The 16,008-nt window shown below is 49.7% G+C and carries 19 protein-coding genes and 1 tRNA gene; 11 read left to right on the top strand and 9 right to left on the bottom strand.

All coding sequences use genetic code 11. The features are described from left to right. Positions 1 to 13: 13 nt before the first annotated feature. Both B0I18_RS17445 and B0I18_RS17440 read left to right on the top strand, forming a co-directional pair. Positions 14 to 622, top strand: coding sequence for a pseudouridine synthase (locus tag B0I18_RS17445; protein WP_106524024.1), 609 nt, complete (start codon positions 14 to 16; stop codon positions 620 to 622). A 125-nt stretch (positions 623 to 747) separates the two neighbouring features. Next, positions 748 to 1,875 carry a cysteine desulfurase family protein gene (locus tag B0I18_RS17440; protein WP_106524147.1) on the top strand — a complete coding sequence of 376 codons (1,128 nt, stop codon included), beginning with the start codon at positions 748 to 750 and terminating at the stop codon, positions 1,873 to 1,875. A 76-nt stretch (positions 1,876 to 1,951) separates the two neighbouring features. On the opposite strand, the gene B0I18_RS17435 is transcribed toward B0I18_RS17440, so the two are convergent. Then, positions 1,952 to 2,584 carry an outer membrane beta-barrel protein gene (locus tag B0I18_RS17435; RefSeq protein ID WP_106524023.1) on the bottom strand — a complete coding sequence of 211 codons (633 nt, stop codon included), beginning with the start codon at positions 2,582 to 2,584 and terminating at the stop codon, positions 1,952 to 1,954. A gap of 128 nt (positions 2,585 to 2,712) precedes the next feature. Further along, complete coding sequence (locus B0I18_RS17430) at positions 2,713 to 3,978, bottom strand: metallophosphoesterase (RefSeq protein ID WP_106524022.1); 1,266 nt, start codon at positions 3,976 to 3,978, stop codon at positions 2,713 to 2,715. A gap of 115 nt (positions 3,979 to 4,093) precedes the next feature. On the opposite strand from B0I18_RS17430, the gene B0I18_RS17425 reads away from it, so the two are divergent. Beyond that, positions 4,094 to 4,170: transfer RNA gene (locus B0I18_RS17425), tRNA-His, on the top strand. Between the two features lie 863 nt (positions 4,171 to 5,033). Here the strand turns inward: B0I18_RS17425 and B0I18_RS24975 are convergent. The 3 genes from B0I18_RS24975 to B0I18_RS17415 form a co-directional block, all read right to left on the bottom strand. Beyond that, positions 5,034 to 5,225, bottom strand: coding sequence for a class I lanthipeptide (locus B0I18_RS24975; protein ID WP_146146789.1), 192 nt, complete (start codon positions 5,223 to 5,225; stop codon positions 5,034 to 5,036). A 205-nt stretch (positions 5,226 to 5,430) separates the two neighbouring features. Next, a complete protein-coding gene (locus tag B0I18_RS17420) occupies positions 5,431 to 5,838 on the bottom strand; it encodes a hypothetical protein (RefSeq protein ID WP_106524021.1) in 408 nt (135 codons plus the stop codon). 126 nt (positions 5,839 to 5,964) lie between these two features. Continuing rightward, positions 5,965 to 6,144, bottom strand: coding sequence for a class I lanthipeptide (locus tag B0I18_RS17415; protein WP_106524020.1), 180 nt, complete (start codon positions 6,142 to 6,144; stop codon positions 5,965 to 5,967). Positions 6,145 to 6,340: 196 nt separating this feature from the next. Here B0I18_RS17415 and B0I18_RS17410 point away from each other — a divergent pair, with 196 nt between their 5' ends. After that, a complete protein-coding gene (locus B0I18_RS17410; RefSeq protein ID WP_106524019.1) occupies positions 6,341 to 6,775 on the top strand; it encodes a hypothetical protein in 435 nt (144 codons plus the stop codon). A 700-nt stretch (positions 6,776 to 7,475) separates the two neighbouring features. Next, positions 7,476 to 7,628 (top strand): hypothetical protein, encoded by a 153-nt coding sequence (locus tag B0I18_RS25120; RefSeq protein WP_181358504.1) that lies wholly within the window; start codon positions 7,476 to 7,478, stop codon positions 7,626 to 7,628. 107 nt (positions 7,629 to 7,735) lie between these two features. Here the strand turns inward: B0I18_RS25120 and B0I18_RS17405 are convergent, their stop codons facing one another. Continuing rightward, positions 7,736 to 7,963: a hypothetical protein gene (locus B0I18_RS17405; RefSeq protein WP_106524018.1), complete on the bottom strand. Its 228-nt coding sequence runs from the start codon at positions 7,961 to 7,963 to the stop codon at positions 7,736 to 7,738. Positions 7,964 to 8,170: 207 nt separating this feature from the next. After that, the gene (locus B0I18_RS17400; RefSeq protein ID WP_106524017.1) at positions 8,171 to 8,596 is read right to left on the bottom strand and encodes a hypothetical protein; all 426 of its coding nucleotides are present in this window, start codon (positions 8,594 to 8,596) and stop codon (positions 8,171 to 8,173) included. Between the two features lie 243 nt (positions 8,597 to 8,839). Between B0I18_RS17400 and B0I18_RS17395 the strand changes: the two genes are divergently transcribed. Then, on the top strand, positions 8,840 to 9,061 hold the full coding sequence (locus B0I18_RS17395) for a hypothetical protein (protein ID WP_106524016.1): 222 nt from the start codon (positions 8,840 to 8,842) through the stop codon (positions 9,059 to 9,061). A 65-nt stretch (positions 9,062 to 9,126) separates the two neighbouring features. Here the strand turns inward: B0I18_RS17395 and B0I18_RS17390 are convergent, their stop codons facing one another. Further along, complete coding sequence (locus B0I18_RS17390) at positions 9,127 to 9,333, bottom strand: hypothetical protein (protein WP_106524015.1); 207 nt, start codon at positions 9,331 to 9,333, stop codon at positions 9,127 to 9,129. Between the two features lie 179 nt (positions 9,334 to 9,512). Here B0I18_RS17390 and B0I18_RS17385 point away from each other — a divergent pair, with 179 nt between their 5' ends. The 3 genes from B0I18_RS17385 to B0I18_RS17375 all read left to right on the top strand — a co-directional run bounded on the left by B0I18_RS17385 (position 9,513) and on the right by B0I18_RS17375 (position 10,992). Beyond that, positions 9,513 to 9,944 carry a hypothetical protein gene (locus B0I18_RS17385; protein ID WP_106524014.1) on the top strand — a complete coding sequence of 144 codons (432 nt, stop codon included), beginning with the start codon at positions 9,513 to 9,515 and terminating at the stop codon, positions 9,942 to 9,944. Positions 9,945 to 10,092: 148 nt separating this feature from the next. Further along, the gene (locus tag B0I18_RS17380) at positions 10,093 to 10,527 is read left to right on the top strand and encodes a hypothetical protein (RefSeq protein WP_106524013.1); all 435 of its coding nucleotides are present in this window, start codon (positions 10,093 to 10,095) and stop codon (positions 10,525 to 10,527) included. Between the two features lie 84 nt (positions 10,528 to 10,611). Beyond that, entirely contained in the window at positions 10,612 to 10,992 is a 381-nt protein-coding gene (locus B0I18_RS17375; protein WP_106524012.1) for a hypothetical protein, read from the top strand. Positions 10,993 to 11,209: 217 nt separating this feature from the next. Here B0I18_RS17375 and B0I18_RS17370 read toward each other — a convergent pair whose 3' ends face one another. Further along, on the bottom strand, positions 11,210 to 12,694 hold the full coding sequence (locus tag B0I18_RS17370) for a helix-turn-helix transcriptional regulator (protein ID WP_106524011.1): 1,485 nt from the start codon (positions 12,692 to 12,694) through the stop codon (positions 11,210 to 11,212). Between the two features lie 103 nt (positions 12,695 to 12,797). Here B0I18_RS17370 and aceB point away from each other — a divergent pair, with 103 nt between their 5' ends. Both aceB and aceA read left to right on the top strand, forming a co-directional pair. Continuing rightward, on the top strand, positions 12,798 to 14,393 hold the full coding sequence (aceB, locus tag B0I18_RS17365) for a malate synthase A (protein ID WP_219906000.1): 1,596 nt from the start codon (positions 12,798 to 12,800) through the stop codon (positions 14,391 to 14,393). A gap of 86 nt (positions 14,394 to 14,479) precedes the next feature. Then, positions 14,480 to 15,757 carry an isocitrate lyase gene (gene aceA, locus B0I18_RS17360; RefSeq protein WP_106524010.1) on the top strand — a complete coding sequence of 426 codons (1,278 nt, stop codon included), beginning with the start codon at positions 14,480 to 14,482 and terminating at the stop codon, positions 15,755 to 15,757. Positions 15,758 to 16,008 lie beyond the last annotated feature (251 nt).

Raw genomic sequence — 16,008 nt, 5'->3', positions numbered from 1 at the left:
TTCATGCCCGCTTATGTCCGCAACCAGCCATCGTTATTTCGCCATAAACAAACCCTACCGCATGGTCTCCCAGTTCGTAAGCCCGGATAAGGTGCGTCTTCTGGGGCACCTTAAATTCGACTTTCCCGAGGGAACGCATGCTATAGGCCGGCTCGATAACCATTCGGAAGGCCTGTTATTACTCACCACCAATAAAAAGGTAACCCGGCTCCTGTTCCAGGGCCAGGTGCCGCATAAACGTATTTACCTGGTACTGGTCAAAGGCCTGGTAGAAGCGCCGGCATTGCACCTGCTGCGTACCGGTATTACCCTGCCGGGCAAAGGACACGACGACTATACCACCTTGCCCTGCGATGTGGAGATCGTTGCACCGCCGCCTAACCTCCCGCCGCTCGACCCTTCGCATACCTGGAAGGTACCCGAGACCTGGCTGCAGATCACCCTTACCGAAGGTAAGTTTCACCAGGTGCGCAAAATGGTGACTACGGTAGGACACCGCTGCAAGCGACTGATCCGCGTGGCGATCGAAGATATCGAACTGGGTGGCTTGGCCCCGGGCGCTGTCAGGGAACTGGAAGAAACCGATTTTTTCCGCCTGCTGCACATCGATAACTGGCAATAGGTTTTATCTGTATGCATACCCTATGATTACTTGTAAATTTTTATAACTTTGCGCCTGATTTTTTAATAAAATAACAGCCATTGCTGCAGTAAAAGATGTATGAACTGCAGTCATACTCCCGGTTTATGGAACGCATTTATTTCGACAACGCAGCGACTACTGCCATGGATCCTATAGTCCTCGAGGCTATGATGCCTTATTTTACCGATAAGTTCGGCAACCCTTCATCGATCTACTCTTATGGGCGGGAATCGAAGATGGCGATCGAACAGGCGCGAAAGTCTGTGGCGAAACTGTTGAATGCCAATCCCGGTGAAATTTTCTTTACCTCCGGTGGTACAGAAAGCAGCAATACCGCTATTACCGCCGCAGTATACGACCTGGGCTGTAAGCATATTATCAGTTCGCGTATCGAACACCATGCCACCCTGCATACCGTGGAGCTCTGGAACCACAGGCACGGTATTAAACTGAGCTTTGTAAAGCTGGACGAAAAAGGACATGTAGACCTCGAAGACCTGCGCCGCCTGCTGGAAACATCGGAAGAGCGTTGCCTGGTAAGCCTGATGCATGCCAATAACGAAATCGGTAACCTGTTGCCGATCGACGCCGTGGGCAACCTGTGTAAAGAATTCGACGCTATTTTCCATTGCGATACCGTGCAGACCGTAGGTCATTATCCCATAAGCCTGCGCGATACCCCGGTGCATTTTATTACCGGCGCCGGTCATAAGTTTCATGGCCCTAAAGGCGTGGGCATTTTGTATGTAAACGAAAACGTAACCATTAAGCCCCTGCTTAACGGCGGTGGCCAGGAACGTAATATGCGTGCCGGTACCGAGAACCTGTACGGTATCGTAGGTTTTGCCCGTGCGCTGGAACTGGCTATGGAACGTTATGCAGAAGACAGTCAATACATAGAAGAGCTGAAACAGTATATGGCACAGCAACTGCAACAGCAGGTGCCGGGCGTACGGTTCAATGGCGATTATAAAGGGCGCAGCCTGTACACCGTACTGAATGTAGCGTTCCCGAAATCAGAAAAATCCGAAATGATCCTGTTCAACCTCGATATGGCAGGCATCTGCGTATCGGGTGGCAGCGCCTGCAGCAGCGGGGCCAATGCCGGCAGTCACGTGATCAATGCGATCAACAGCGATCCTAACGTGGTACCGGTGCGCTTTTCCTTCAGCCGGCACAATACCCGTGCAGAAGTAGATGCCGTGATCGAAAAAGTAAAAGAATCGATCTGATACCAGAACGAACGATAAGATAAAAACAAACGGGACCGAAATGATCGGTCCCGTTTAATTTTCTATAAGGGGGTATTTATTTCATGAAGCTGTAGCCCACATGTAACTGGAAGTGGCTGGTGCGCCATGATTCGTTTACATTGGTATTGTTACGGTCGGAGATGCCGAAGATGTACCGCGCGCCCACATTCAGGCTGAATGGCAACTGGAGTTCAGCACCAACTACACCGGAGAGGTAGCCGCTTTTAAATACATCTTTTGTTTCTTTTACAAAACCGTTTACATCATTGATCGATACTACGCCGGTGTACTGCGGACCTGCCTGTATCCAGAGCAGTTTAGGCAGCAGGTTAAAACCAACCAATACCGGGATAGAGAGTTCGTTCATTTTAAAGGTACCGTCTTTAATGCTGGAGGCAGTGCCGCTTACGTAATTGCCGAAAGCATTTTTAAAGTTATCGCCGGTAGTTACTTTGCTTTGGGAAAACAGCAGCTCGGCCTGTACTTTGATCGCGGTAAACCGGATACCGGCATAAGCGCCGCCTAGGAAATAGCCGCTGAATTTGCCGTCGAGATTCTGTCCCTGTGTTTTATCAAATGTCGCGCCGACTTTAATGCCAAGGATAAGGCCCTGGGCCTGTGTTTTATGGGTGAAGAGCGAGGTGCACAACAGCATCGCCGCTGCAATGGTGGGTTTAAGAATTTTCATAAATTAAAGCGCTTTGGTTTGAAAGGCGAAAAATACTTCAGATTTGTCAAATCACGGCTATTTTTAACAAACTTTAGGGGATAACCCTTGTATTATGACCGGGTTAAGTAAAGGTTAGTGCCGCGGGGTTATACCAGTTCTATAACCGATATTTCGGGCAGTATACCCAGCCGCCCGGGGTAACCCAGGAATCCGTAACCTACGTTTACATTGATGTACTGGTCGCCCTCCTGGTACAGGCCAGCCCACTGTTTATAGATATATTGCACGGGGCTCCATTTCATCCACGATAGTTTAATGCCGAATTGCATGCCATGTGTATGCCCGCTCAGCGTAAGGTCTATGTCTTTATAGTCTTTACGGATCTGCGCATCCCAATGCGTCGGATCGTGGCTCATCAGGATCTTAACCGGTACATCCTGCTCTTTAAGGCCCGCATAAGCTTTAGCCAGGTCGCCGTGTTTGGGGAAGCGTGCCAGGTTGCTCCAGTTCTCCACGCCCAGCAGTGCCAGTTTCTGTCCTTCTTTTTCAAACACGACATGCTCGTTCATCATCAGGCGCCAGCCCATATCGGCATGGTGTTGCTTCAGCTTTTCCAGGTTGGCGGCTTTGGCAGCCAGGTCGGGCCAGTCCACATAGTCGCCGTAGTCGTGGTTGCCTAAGGTAGAGTATACGCCCAGCGGTGCTTTCAGCCTGCTGAAAATATCTTTGTAAGGCTCTATTTCCGAAGCGATATTGTTAACCAGGTCACCGGTAAACAGGATCAGATCGGGTTTCTCTTTCAGGATCAGGTCTACGCCATGCGCTACGGCTTCGTGGTTGTCGAAGCTGCCCGAATGGATGTCGGAGATCTGCACGATCTTCAATCCTTTAAAGGCATCCGGCAGGTGCGGGAAGCGGAGCTGACTGCGTTTGATCTGGTAACGGTAGCGGTTGCGCGGACCGTACATAAAACCGCCGAGCAGCAGGCCGCCGGCCAGGATGGCGGCGCGGGCCACGAAGGTGGAGCGGGATATGCCCTGTGCCGGTAGCTCTACGGGGTCTTTGGGCGCCTGCGGCAGGAAACGGGCCAGGTGCCGGATAGCCCAGGTAATGAGCCTGCGCAGATCGTCGAGCAGCATAAAGGTTGCTACAAGTACCTTGGCTGCCAGGAAGCCGATCACGAAAGAGATCAGCAGGATGCGCAGGGTAGGGTTCATGGCATGCATATGCCAACTGCGGAAGGTAAACAGGCAGTACCATACCACGATGGTGAGTAAGGCATATACGCCAAATGCGCTATAGCGGAATACATTGTTGGCGTTGCGCATGGCAACGCTCATGGCCACAAGACAATAAAACTCGAGGATGGCAAAAACGATCAGGGAAATAACAATACCGGTCGGACTTCGCATTAATCAATTAAATTGGAGGGTGATTTTAGTGATTCAAAAATAAGGAGAAAGAAACCTAAAAAATGTTTGGTTTATTCGGTCACTTATTATTACCTTTGCACTCCCAACAAACACGGAGGCTATAGCTCAGTTGGTTAGAGCGTCGGATTGTGGTTCCGAAGGTCGCGGGTTCGAGACCCGTTAGCCTCCCCAAAGCGGAAATTGTTTTTCAACAGTTTCCGCTTTTTTCTTGCCCATATTTTTCGCCGTGATCTGAAAAACGTTTCAGAAATCGTTTCAAATAGCTCCTGTTATTGCCACGGCATAACGTGTGTTTTTTCTCGCAGCGACACGGCGGCGCAGCGAATAGATTGACATCATACTGGGAACTATACAACCCTAGTCTGGTCGTCGCGTCTCGCTACGACCTTCTGTTTGCTCGCCGCTAACGCCGTGTCTCCGCGAGACCCCAAAAACATACTGGTCATAGCATCCCGCTACGACCTTCTGCTCGTTTACCTGGCCCGGTAGCTACTGTTATTGCCACAGCGCAATGCGTGTTTTTCTCGCAGCGACACGGCGACGCAGCGAATAGATTGACATCATGCTGGGAACTATACAACCCTAGTCTGGTCGTCGCGTCTCGCTACCACCTTCTGTTTACTCGCCGTAAACGCAGCGTCTCCGCGAGACCCCCAAAAACATACTGGTCATAGCATCCGCTACGACCTTCTGTTCATTTACCTGGCCCGGTAGCTACTACTATTTGCAACAGTAGAATACACATGTTTTTTCTCGTAGCGACACGGCGACGCAGCGAATAGATTGACATCATGCTGGGAACTATACAGCCCTAGTCTGGTCGTCGCGTCTCGCTACCACCTTCTGTTTGCTCGCCGTAAACGCCGCGTCTCCGCGAGATCTCCGCGAGACTATAAAAAAACATACTGGTCATAGCATCCCGCTATGACCTTCCAGCTCCTGCAGTTCGCTCATACCCTGTAAAAAGCTAAAGCCATCGCGAAGGATGGCTTTAGCTTTTTTAATAAGGAATTGATGCGGACACCTGTGCCGGTCTAGTTGCACTCCTTGGAAGGGAAGCATTGTACCAGGTAGCTGGCGCAGAAGCTGTCAGCAGGGCATTGTGTCGGGTAGTTGGATATTTTTATCGTCCCGGTTTCTAAAAGGCGTCCTCCCTGGGTAGCATTAAGCTCGCTGATCGTTAATTTCTTTAATGATAATTTTCTCGCTGAAGTTTTCTTTTTCATAATTATATGTTTGATATGTGAGCGACAAAATAAAGCAATGACGGACCGGTTATGGACGGTTTTTTTAGGAAGGCGCATTTTTTACGCATAAAAGCGGGTGTATTTTTTAAGTAGTCTTGCCGGGGCAAGATGGATCGTGCCCGGCAACACAAAGCCATCGGTACTTTTACCGGTGGCTTTGCAGGTTCAGGCCTTGTTATGCGTGTTAATAGATATAGAACTCGTACTTACCCGGGTTGGCCAGGTATACATATGCCGTACGGCCTGAAGTACCTAATGGTTTTGCGGTGCCAAAAAGTTCGGTACCGCTGAAAGTCGCATCAGAGCTGCCTCCTATGCCAATAGTCAGTTCCACGAGCTGGTAGGTTTCCCCGGCAGGACCGGAAAGCGGGGAAAATATTGTACTGGCAGGGCTATAATAATGCAGGGCGATGCCGCTGGAAAAGCCTGGTGTGGTGCTCTTGTTATAATTGCCATACACATCTACCTGGAACACCGGCGAGGAAGTACAGGTTAGGGCCAGGCTGGGATAAAACAGCTGTTGGCCGAATGCACTGGCCTGGCTGAAGAAAAGGCCTGCTGTGATAGCAGCGATACTTGCGATTTTTTTCATGTTTTTTTGTTGTTTGTAAATTAGAAATAGTGGTTTGTTGTTGGTGGGATTTGGATCGTCTTGTTTACGGCACAAGAGGAGGAAGGGGATAAGGGCCATCTTGTTTACTTATGGCCCTTATCGGGATTAGCAGATCTCCGGCCAGCAGGAAGCCAGGGTATGACAGTTTTTGATTTCGGGGGTAGAGCCACAGCAAGTGGTTCCGGCCGTCATCCCGCCGCGGATCGCGTTTTGTTCCCTTACAACAAGTTCTGCCAGCGTCTTTTTCTGTAAAGACAATTTTCGGGCAAGTTTTTTCCTTTTCATAAAAATGTCTTTTAAATGAACTGTAAATGTCGCGGTATCGGGGGGCATAAAATGCCATCGGAAATTATTAGTCGTAATTCCTATTATTATGTAGCAATTTATTTTTTATATTTTGATGCTATTTGTTGAATTTGTTTCAAATAAATATTTATATATTTGAAACATCAAACCATTTACTCACTTAAAAATTGATCCTATGAAAAGAAGCATGTTATTCCTGCTGCTGCTGATCGGAAGCTGTATTTCCTATGCGCAAGCCGTTATGGTTAATGTAGACAACAGGAACGGTTATCCTCCCGGGCCCCCTTCACCGGTTACCCTCACCTTTATCATGGAGCCCATACCCTGTGGCGGGCCTACTGTAATGTTCCCGGTAACCCTGGGCCCCGGCATCACACCTGTGGGTATGCTCGGCGGTCCTGGTATGCCGCTTATCCCGTTAAACGTTACCGACTACCGGATCATCGGCATCGATTATCTCGGTGCTACCGTGGGCGTGCCGCTTTTCTGCTGGGGCGGGCCTACCGGCTGGCCCGGACATATGGGCGGTGGTGGCCCGGGTACCCAATGGGATTTGTCCACCGATCTCGGCCTGGGCGTAATTATTGGTAATGCGGTTATCGCTCATTAAACCATTTATTACCATCTTATACCGACGGGAGCTGATATCAAACGATATCAGCTCCTTTTTTTGCGACAGACCGGACTTCATATTGCTCGTTACAGGAGAGCGGCTAAGCGCCTTTATAAACACACAAAAGCCACACATGGTAGTGTATGGCTTTGTACTGGGATAGGGGTAGGGACTTTATTTGTTTACCATGCCGGGGATCGTTGCCTGGGCAAGCTTAGTTTTTTGAAACTTTATGATCTTCCTTTTCATGATAAACTATTTTGTTTCATGATAAATTTAAGTTGATAAAAATAATATTTAATTATTTAACTGTTAATTAGATATATGGTTTTTATTGCTGTTATTTCGCTTGGCTTTAAAGCAGGCTTACAGCCGGTATGTATGTAAGCCCGAAGTATGCTCCTGTGCGCAGAAAATAGTATGCGTAATTATTTTGCTGAAAAATAGATGCGTAGCTTTTATTTTTTAATAAGTCTTTTTTGGTGGTTGTATATCGATTATTTAATTTTATTGCAAAGCAGGGTTCCATTTGTTTGTGCCCCATAAAAACAACGTGTTCCCCGGTCGGCTTGAATGAACCGTAACCTGCGGCGGACAGGTTGTCCGCGTCATCGCTTACCCGGCCTGATGCCGGTAAAGGGTTATTCCCAACTGATGTCCTTTTTGTTTTACCTGATACTGATAAAAACTATTCTTTATGAAGAAGCACAATCCCGGTAAATTAAAAATTACCAAGATCGCGATCCTTTGCCTGGCGCCGGAACTAAACGCTATAGGACCCATCGATATTCCTGCCGACCTTCTGGATCCGAGGGAAACGTATCTATGCCCCCCGCCTTATAAACCATAACCGGCGTAAGCCCCGCCTTATGGCCTATTGCCCGGGTAGCAGGCAGCGCAATAGAAAAAGCCACCCCATTACAGGGTGGCTCCATTCACCGCACACATAAAAACAGGTTAATAGCAATGGGTAAATGTTGGCTTCGGACCGCAGAAAGCAGAATAACAGATCAGGATTAAAGACATGCATTCGCTTTTCTGGGTACTTATAGGCAGGCAGGGCCCCACACCCGTACCCATCTGTAAGTTATTGTCGCCGGGATTGCCGCCGGTTACCAGGTTAAGGTCGCTGATGATTGCTTTCTTCAGCCTGAGCCGGGGTAGTGTTCTTTGTTTCTTTTTCATTGCCTGCGTTTTTAGAAGGATGCTGCAGCAATTTAGGCACCCTTTTGTAATCCCGTTAGTGCCAGTTCATGGTCGTGAAGCCCAGGTTCATAAACGTGCTTATAATGCGCTTTCCCGTTTTTATGACGAATGAGCATGGTCTCAAACAACAACACTCCCTCGGGGGGAGTGTTGCCGGTATTGCCATACGGTTTTTTTAGATCTTGTTTATTGCACGGTAATTATCGTTGAACTCAGGTTACATACGGTGTTACCGCAATAACCTTTTACCACGATGGTATTTACCCCGGGTTTCAGATACGATGCCGGTATCTGGATATGCTGGTTTACAGTCGTACCGCCCACCGAGTTGATCGTATTGGCGCCGATCGTTGCTTTATAAGGGCCATAGCAGGGATTGGCAGCAGTAGGATAACAAGCCGACTTGGGAAACCAGAGATGGATATTGTTGCCGCTGGTGATGGCCGATACCGGGAGGCTGAAATTGTAGTTCGCGCTCCCGGTTTGAGTATTGCCCGTACTGGGATACTCCACGGCGTAGAGATTGTTGGCGGTACAGTTACAGGTCTGGGCCATCGCCTGTTGCCCGAAGCCCAGTGCCAGCAGGGCAAACATCAGTTTTACCTTTTTCATTTTTTTGTTGGATTTGGTTGGTTTGGTGAAAAAATGTATCGTATTTTAATTTGAAATACTGTTGTAAATATAGATTGTTTTAAATTATTCAAAAAAATTAAAGTATGTTATTTTTAGCGTTCTTTATGTTTTGAATTAAATAAAATATGTATTTATTATTTACGGAAAATTTCTTTCGGAGCAGCGCGGTAGGCCGTGTAATGGCGTAGTACGCCGCTACCTTTGCATTATAAATCTGATGCTATGGAAGAACAACTCAAGGTAGGCGACCTGGTTTTTCACAAGTCCAACTATACCATTACCTGGGTAGTGGAAGAAATCAAAGACCGGGAAGTAGGATGCAGCACTATTGTTGCGGAAACGCTGGAGCAGAAGAAGCTGACCTTTCTGGCCAGCTCAGTAGAAAAGAAGAAAACGCCGGTATTCCGGGAGCGCAGCCCGAGAAGAAGCAGCTACTACCTGTAGCAGGAAGACAGGGCCCGGAGTATAACACGCCGGGCCCTGTCTCTTTTGGGAATCGCTGATGCTGCTTATCCTTTTACGATCACTTTGGTTTTTACATCGATGGTATGGCCTACCGGTTTGCTGCTTTCTACCGTCCTGATGGCCGATATATCGATCGCGATCTTAGGTACGGCGCCGGTATAACCGATAAACTCGTTAATGGCGGTGCGGATGTCTTCCTGCATCTTTTGCTGTGCAGTTTTGAGCTGCTCTACGGTTAGTTGTTTGTTCATATATTCAGAAATGGGGTGTTTATAGATCGTTCGTTACCCGGCCTGCAAGTTAGTATTTTCAAATGCTGCCCGGCTCTCTGTTTTAAAAATTAAGCGATCATATGCAAATTTTTCCAGGGGCATTTTTTGCCACCGGTGCTATAGATCTTTGGCTTTCACCAAATCACAAAACCGTTTTTATGAAAAAAACGCTGCTTACCCTCCTGTGTTCCGTTGGAACGATCCTTGCCGCCCAGGCCAATACCCTCACTGTTGTTAACCTTACCGGCTGTAGCTGTGCATTCAGCTTCCGCGGCTACGGCGACCCTGCGCTGCCCGGTACTTATTACGAATCGCCAAACACCACCGTACCACCGGGCAATACCTTTTATGCTGCACCCTCTGCAATACCGGGTATGGGTTCCCTGCCTGCTACCGCAGTATTTACCTATATCAAAGGCGGTGTGCTGACTACGGTACCGGGCGTAGGCCTGGCCTGTGGTAGCGTGGCATCCGGCGTGGGTACCTCCATGACCACTACAGCCACTTCTATTCCCTGTAACAACAACTCTTCGGTTACTGCAAGCTGGCAACAGAATGCTGCAGGCAATGTGGTGGTACTGATTATGTAACCTGTTTTAATGCGTAACAGATCCCGGTGGTATATAGTCTCGTATTGTACACCGGGCATCAGGCCTGTGTTCCGGTCACTGTATTCAGGAGTATGTATGTCGCCAGTACTATGATCTTTAAATTTTCAACAAACCACAAAACCGTTTTATGAAAAAAGCACTGCTTACCCTGATGTGTTCCGTAGGCGCATTACTGGCCGCGCAGGCCAACTCGATTACCCTGGTCAACCTTACCGGCTGTAGCTGTGCATTCAGCTTCCGCGGATACGGCATTCCGTCAGGACCCAGTATGTACTTCGAATCGCAGGACATTACCATACCGGCTAATGCTACGACTATTTATGCATCGCCGTCCGTATTGCCCGGCCTGGCGGGGTTGCCCGCAACGGCCTATTTTACCCATATCCAAGGCGGCGTACTGGTTCCCTTGCCCGGCATCGGCCTGGCCTGCGGCGACGCCAGTTCCCCCGTTTCGCCTTCTATGACCACTACGGCTACCGCTATTCCCTGTAATGGCAATGCTGCGGTTACGGCAACCTGGCAACAGAATGCAGCCGGTAATATCATTGTGCTGATCATGTAATAGGCCTTCATTGCAGGCATAAGGCCCGGTGGCATTTTTAGCCGCCGGGCCTTATTAATTTTGAACAAACAAAATTTCCTGTTTATGAAAAAAAGTATGCTTCTTCTTTTGATCGCTATTACAGTAGCGGCGGGTAGCTTTGCCAATTCGATGCGGGTTCGTAATAACACGCCTTGTTCCTATTATATCAGCACACAGGGTGGCAGTTTTTGGGTTACGCCTGCAGGTACTATGGGATCTGTGGTTTTCTTTGCCACCGGCAATTTCTTCGCTGCTAAAGTACTGCGGGATAACATTCCTGCTTACCAGATCAATGTGGGTACCAATCCGCCAGCACCTGCCAATCAGAACGTGCTTGTATACAGTTCCTCTGTCAACGACTACCCGCCCTGTAATAATGGTAATATGTATAGGGTTACCTGGGAGACCAATGGCGCATCGGATGTGCAGCTGACAATAGACTAAGCCGTAGCTGCTGCGGGCAAACATCTGCATCATGCTTACATTAAAGAGATGATGCTTTCTATAAGAATGGTTAATTCTGTTGCTTTTTATTGTTCTTACTTTATCTTCGCCGCAGTGTGAAAATTGAAGAAGAAATTCTTCAGAAAATTGAAAGTGCCCGGCCTTATGGCCGGGTATTTTTTTGCAGGTAACTGTTGTTGCAAATAAAGAAGTCTTTTTATTGCTCCAGCTGGTCAAGCCCCGCTGTGGTCTCGGCTTCCCGTTGTGCCTGTATAATATGCAGCGGCGGTGCGGCGCGTTCCTTGCAATCGCTTATCGGGCAACGTTCGCAAGTGGTGTTTACGGTACGCGTTGCGATAGCGGGATCGTTGACGAAACGCATCAGCTGCAGCATGGGCTTGTCCAGCATCAGGCCCAGCGTTACGCTTACCATGTCATTGCCCTGCTTCGATTGCGGTTTGGCAATGGTAATACAGAGATAGCGGTTCTGCGTTTGCCAGTAATGCGATATTTGTGCACCGATCAGCGGGCCTTTCGTCTTCCTGGGTTTACCGGTTTCGGGGCCTTGCTCCATCAGGCTTATCGCCATCCAACGCCTGCAGTAGTGTTCATTGGCGAGGTTGGCATGCGGGTTATGCAGCTGCGACAGGTGCAACTCCTTGGTGATCTCGTAATGGCCGCCATCCTGGCTGCTCATCCGCAAGAAAAATAACTGGTCGATCCCGAAGTGATGCGGCAATACATTAGTAAGCCGTTGCATCAGCATCTCGGGAGTAATGTTATACGTATCCAGCAGCGACAACCAGGCTTTGCCGTCCCATTTCAGGCTGCCTGATATATGTTTGATATGCTCGGCCAGTTGGGCCTCGGGTACCAGCAGCGAAGCGGCAAAGTAAGAAGCCCTGAAATTATTGAGCAGCAGGTCGAAGGACGAGGCATGGCGCAGCATGGTTTCGTAAGGGCGCAGGCTGATATCCAGCGCCTGGAAGCCCAGTTCGCGGGCCAGCAGGAAGGCTTCCTGCGCGGGCGACAATTGCTTGTTGAGGAACAGCGTCCGTTTGGATAAGGAAAAATAGGACCGCAGGGTAGCGAGACTACCAATGGCGCCCATTTTGCGCCGGTCGGTACGTATGTCGAAACGCTCTTCCAGCAGCACTTCCAGCTGCGCAGCCGTGAATGCGCCCTGGCTGCGGGTTTTCAGGCTTTCGCGGAAGGAGCGGGAGCTGGCTTCCAGGTCTTCGAAGTAGTTGTTGTAAAGATCCTGGTAAGAGCGCAGGGCCGTGGTATAGAAATTGTCGCGGCTCAGGTGGTAGGCGCGCGATATCTTGACCAGGGTACTGATAAAGGTAGTGATCTTATCGGGCGTATTGGTAAACAGTTCCAGCATGCCCGCGGGCTGCAGGCCAAAGTGCTCCCAGGGAATCACATTGATAAAATCGGTACTGATCAGGTCGATAAGCGGTTGCAGCTTTTTATCGCCGGTAAGCGATACCAGGTAATCATAGTCTACGCCAAGCGCTTTGGCCAGGATCAGTATCTTGTCTGCCTTCGGGTATTTTTTTCCATTTTCTATATCATGCAGGTAAGATACGGCGAGGCGTGTCTGCTCCGATAGTTGCTGGTATGATAAACTTTTCTGCTGGCGCAGGCTGCGTATTTTAAGCCCAAAGATGAGCTTAACGCTTTCGTTCTCAGTAATCATATGCTGCAAGGTAGCAAAATTTCTTAATCAGCTTAAAAAAATATTTTAGAGAAAATTTCGCTAAATAAGAAAATTGTATACTTTTGACGAAAATTATAGGATTATGGAAACAGGTACACCCGTTAAAAACAACCCGGTGACACTACCGGAAGCGGCGGCCGGTATGGCTTTGTTCTCTGAAGAAGCGCTTGCTTTCCTCGAAGGCCTGCACCGCCATTTCGAACACCGCAGGCAGGCCGTGCTCAGCGAACGGCAACAGGAGCAAAAGAAAATCGACTCGGGTATCCTGCCCGGCTTCCTGCCCGAAACAGAACATGTCCGCAATGGCGGCTGGGTAGTGGCTCCTTTGCCACAGGACCTGCAGGACCGGCGTGTAGAGATTACGGGACCGGTAGATCGCAAAATGATCATTAATGCACTGAACTCCGGCGCCCGCACTTTCATGGCCGACTTCGAAGACAGCAATACCCCCACCTGGGATAACCTGGTGCAGGGCCAGCTGAACCTGCAGGATGCGATAAGGGGCACGATCAGCCTCGAGACTGCAGGCAAGTCGTATACACTCGTTCAACATCCTGCGGTACTGCTGGTGCGCCCGCGCGGCTGGCATATGGAAGAGCGGCACCTGCTTATCGATGGTAAGCCTATGAGCGCAGGACTTTTCGACTTTGGCCTGTATTTCTTCCATAACGCGATACCGCTGATCGCAAAAGGCAGCGGACCTTATTTTTACCTGCCCAAAACAGAAAGTTATAAAGAAGCCCGGCTCTGGAATGAAGTGTTCGACTATGCGGAAGCCAGCCTGGACCTGCCCAAAGGCGTGATCAAGGCTACGGTGCTGATCGAGACCATCACCGCTTCGTTCCAACTGCACGAGATCCTGTATGAATTGCGGAACCATGCTGCCGGTCTTAATTGCGGCCGTTGGGACTACATCTTTTCCTTTATCAAAAAATTCCGCAACGTACCGGGTTATGTATTTCCCGACCGCTCGCAGATTACGATGACCGTTCCCTTTATGCGGGCCTATACCCAGCTCGTGGTCCAGACCTGCCACCGGCGCAATGCCCTGGCCATAGGCGGTATGGCGGCACAGATACCTGTAAAGAATAATGAGGAAGCCAATCATAAAGCGCTGGAACAGGTAAGGGCCGATAAAATGCGCGAGGTAAACGATGGCCATGACGGCACCTGGGTGGCGCACCCGGCGCTGGTGCCCGTTGCCCGCGAAGTATTCGACCGGTATATGCCACAGCCCAACCAGGTCGACAATAAACGGCACGACTTTGCCACTACGGGCATTCACCTGATCACGCTGCCCGAAGGTTCGGTTACGGAAAAAGGCTTGAGGTTGAATATCAACGTTGGTATACGCTATATCGAAAGCTGGTTGCGGGGCAATGGCGCCGCGGCAATTTATAACCTGATGGAAGATGCAGCTACCGCTGAGATCTGCCGTACACAGGTATGGCAATGGCTGCATGCCGGCGCCAGGCTCGACGACGGGCGAAAGGTAAACCAGGACCTGTATGAAACGATCCGCGACGAAGAGATCGCACATATCCGCGAGGACGTAGGTACCCAAGCTTATCATGAAGGCCGGTTTGCACACGCCATACAGATCTTTAACCGCCTGGTGGTGCAGCAGGACTACGAAGAATTTTTTACCACACGGGCATATACGGAATTGGAACGCTGATCCCAAGCTTATAAAAATACTGGAACGGGTTCCGGCCGGGCCCGTACAGGCTTCCTATATCTTTTACTTTTTTAAAACAGCATTCTATGCAACATGCAAATGATAGCGCCGGCCTGCAACAGGCCTGGGCACAGGATACAAGATGGCAGGGCATTACCCGGCCTTATACCGCGGCAGAGGTACTTAAGCTGCGTGGTAAAGTAAAAATCAGTTATTCGCTGGCAACCCAGGGCGCCGAAAAGCTCTGGCATATGCTGCAGCACCAGGATAACGTGACCGCCTTAGGGGCGCTTACCGGTAACCAGGCAGTACAGGAAGTAGCTGCGGGCCTGCAGGCCATTTACCTGAGCGGCTGGCAGGTAGCTGCCGATGCCAATGGCGCCGGGCATATGTATCCCGATCAATCCTTATACCCGGCCAATTCCGTTCCCGAGGTGGTAAAGCGGATCAACAATGCCCTGCTGCGTTGCGAACAGGTAGATTCGGTGAGCGGTGATAACAGTAAGGACTGGATGGCGCCTATCGTGGCCGATGCCGAAGCCGGCTTTGGAGGTAACCTGAATGCCTTTGAACTGATGAAAGCCATGATCGAAGCCGGTGCCGCCGGTGTGCATTTCGAAGACCAGCTTTCTTCAGCAAAAAAATGCGGTCATCTTGGCGGTAAGGTTTTGGTGCCTACTCGCGAGGCCGTGGATAAGCTGGTAGCAGCAAGGCTAGCGGCCGATGTACTTGGTGTACCCACGGTGCTTGTGGCCCGTACCGATGCCGAAGCAGCCAACCTCATCACTTCGGATATCGATGAGCGCGACCGTCCTTTTATTACCGGCGAGCGCACTGCAGAAGGCTTTTACGAGGTGCGCAACGGTGTGGAACAATGTATTGCCCGGGGACTTGCCTATGCGCCTTATGCCGATATGTTGTGGATGGAAACCTCCAAGCCCGACCTGGAAGTGGCGCGTACCTTTGCCGAAAGCATTCATGCCCGCTTTCCCGGCAAGCTGCTTGCCTACAACTGTTCGCCTTCCTTTAACTGGAAGAAACACCTCAGTATCGAAGAGATGGAAAACTTCCGCGAGGCGTTGGCTGCTATGGGATACCGCTTCCAGTTCATTACCCTTGCAGGCTTCCATGCGCTCAATACGTCTATGTTCGAGCTGGCTACGGCTTATCGCAAGCGGGGTATGGCGGGCTTCTCCGAATTGCAGGAGCGCGAGTTCGGTTTACAGGAACAGGGGTTCCGGGCGGTAAAACACCAGAGCTTTGTAGGAACCGGTTATTTCGATTTTATACAGAATACCGTGCAGCAGGGTAATGCTTCTACGGTGGCCATGAAAGACAGCACCGAATCGGCACAGTTTGTATAAAGACTTTTTATAGCCTTGGCTGGAAAGTGCCCGCGTTTGCGGGCACTTTTTCTATCAATAAAACTACAGGTTTTTACCTGGAACTGGCTGCGTGACCACCGCCTGGAAGTGCCGTTGGTAAAGGTTTTTAGCCTGGTACTCATGGTGTTAACGGTTTAACCGATTGATAATATAGACGCGGTATTGAAGTGAATATCTTTGCTTTCTCTTAATATGTAGTTCCCCTGAAAGGCCGCTGCTCCCGCTAAGGG

This window comes from Taibaiella chishuiensis (assembly GCF_003014535.1).
Taxonomy (GTDB): domain Bacteria; phylum Bacteroidota; class Bacteroidia; order Chitinophagales; family Chitinophagaceae; genus Taibaiella; species Taibaiella chishuiensis.
Note: the sequence above shows the minus strand (reverse complement) of the source record. Positions and strands in the feature narration are given on the sequence as shown.

What these genes read in the sequence shown, in the direction of transcription:
- B0I18_RS17445 (WP_106524024.1), top strand. Translation starts at nt 14, where the DNA reads ATGTCCGCAACCAGCCATCGTTATTTCGCCATAAACAAACCCTACCGC.
- B0I18_RS17440 (WP_106524147.1), top strand. Translation starts at nt 748, where the DNA reads ATGGAACGCATTTATTTCGACAACGCAGCGACTACTGCCATGGATCCT.
- B0I18_RS17435 (WP_106524023.1), bottom strand. Translation starts at nt 2,584, where the DNA reads ATGAAAATTCTTAAACCCACCATTGCAGCGGCGATGCTGTTGTGCACC.
- B0I18_RS17430 (WP_106524022.1), bottom strand. Translation starts at nt 3,978, where the DNA reads ATGCGAAGTCCGACCGGTATTGTTATTTCCCTGATCGTTTTTGCCATC.
- B0I18_RS24975 (WP_146146789.1), bottom strand. Translation starts at nt 5,225, where the DNA reads ATGAAAAAGAAAACTTCAGCGAGAAAATTATCATTAAAGAAATTAACG.
- B0I18_RS17420 (WP_106524021.1), bottom strand. Translation starts at nt 5,838, where the DNA reads ATGAAAAAAATCGCAAGTATCGCTGCTATCACAGCAGGCCTTTTCTTC.
- B0I18_RS17415 (WP_106524020.1), bottom strand. Translation starts at nt 6,144, where the DNA reads ATGAAAAGGAAAAAACTTGCCCGAAAATTGTCTTTACAGAAAAAGACG.
- B0I18_RS17410 (WP_106524019.1), top strand. Translation starts at nt 6,341, where the DNA reads ATGAAAAGAAGCATGTTATTCCTGCTGCTGCTGATCGGAAGCTGTATT.
- B0I18_RS25120 (WP_181358504.1), top strand. Translation starts at nt 7,476, where the DNA reads ATGAAGAAGCACAATCCCGGTAAATTAAAAATTACCAAGATCGCGATC.
- B0I18_RS17405 (WP_106524018.1), bottom strand. Translation starts at nt 7,963, where the DNA reads ATGAAAAAGAAACAAAGAACACTACCCCGGCTCAGGCTGAAGAAAGCA.
- B0I18_RS17400 (WP_106524017.1), bottom strand. Translation starts at nt 8,596, where the DNA reads ATGAAAAAGGTAAAACTGATGTTTGCCCTGCTGGCACTGGGCTTCGGG.
- B0I18_RS17395 (WP_106524016.1), top strand. Translation starts at nt 8,840, where the DNA reads ATGGAAGAACAACTCAAGGTAGGCGACCTGGTTTTTCACAAGTCCAAC.
- B0I18_RS17390 (WP_106524015.1), bottom strand. Translation starts at nt 9,333, where the DNA reads ATGAACAAACAACTAACCGTAGAGCAGCTCAAAACTGCACAGCAAAAG.
- B0I18_RS17385 (WP_106524014.1), top strand. Translation starts at nt 9,513, where the DNA reads ATGAAAAAAACGCTGCTTACCCTCCTGTGTTCCGTTGGAACGATCCTT.
- B0I18_RS17380 (WP_106524013.1), top strand. Translation starts at nt 10,093, where the DNA reads ATGAAAAAAGCACTGCTTACCCTGATGTGTTCCGTAGGCGCATTACTG.
- B0I18_RS17375 (WP_106524012.1), top strand. Translation starts at nt 10,612, where the DNA reads ATGAAAAAAAGTATGCTTCTTCTTTTGATCGCTATTACAGTAGCGGCG.
- B0I18_RS17370 (WP_106524011.1), bottom strand. Translation starts at nt 12,694, where the DNA reads ATGATTACTGAGAACGAAAGCGTTAAGCTCATCTTTGGGCTTAAAATA.
- aceB (WP_219906000.1), top strand. Translation starts at nt 12,798, where the DNA reads ATGGAAACAGGTACACCCGTTAAAAACAACCCGGTGACACTACCGGAA.
- aceA (WP_106524010.1), top strand. Translation starts at nt 14,480, where the DNA reads ATGCAACATGCAAATGATAGCGCCGGCCTGCAACAGGCCTGGGCACAG.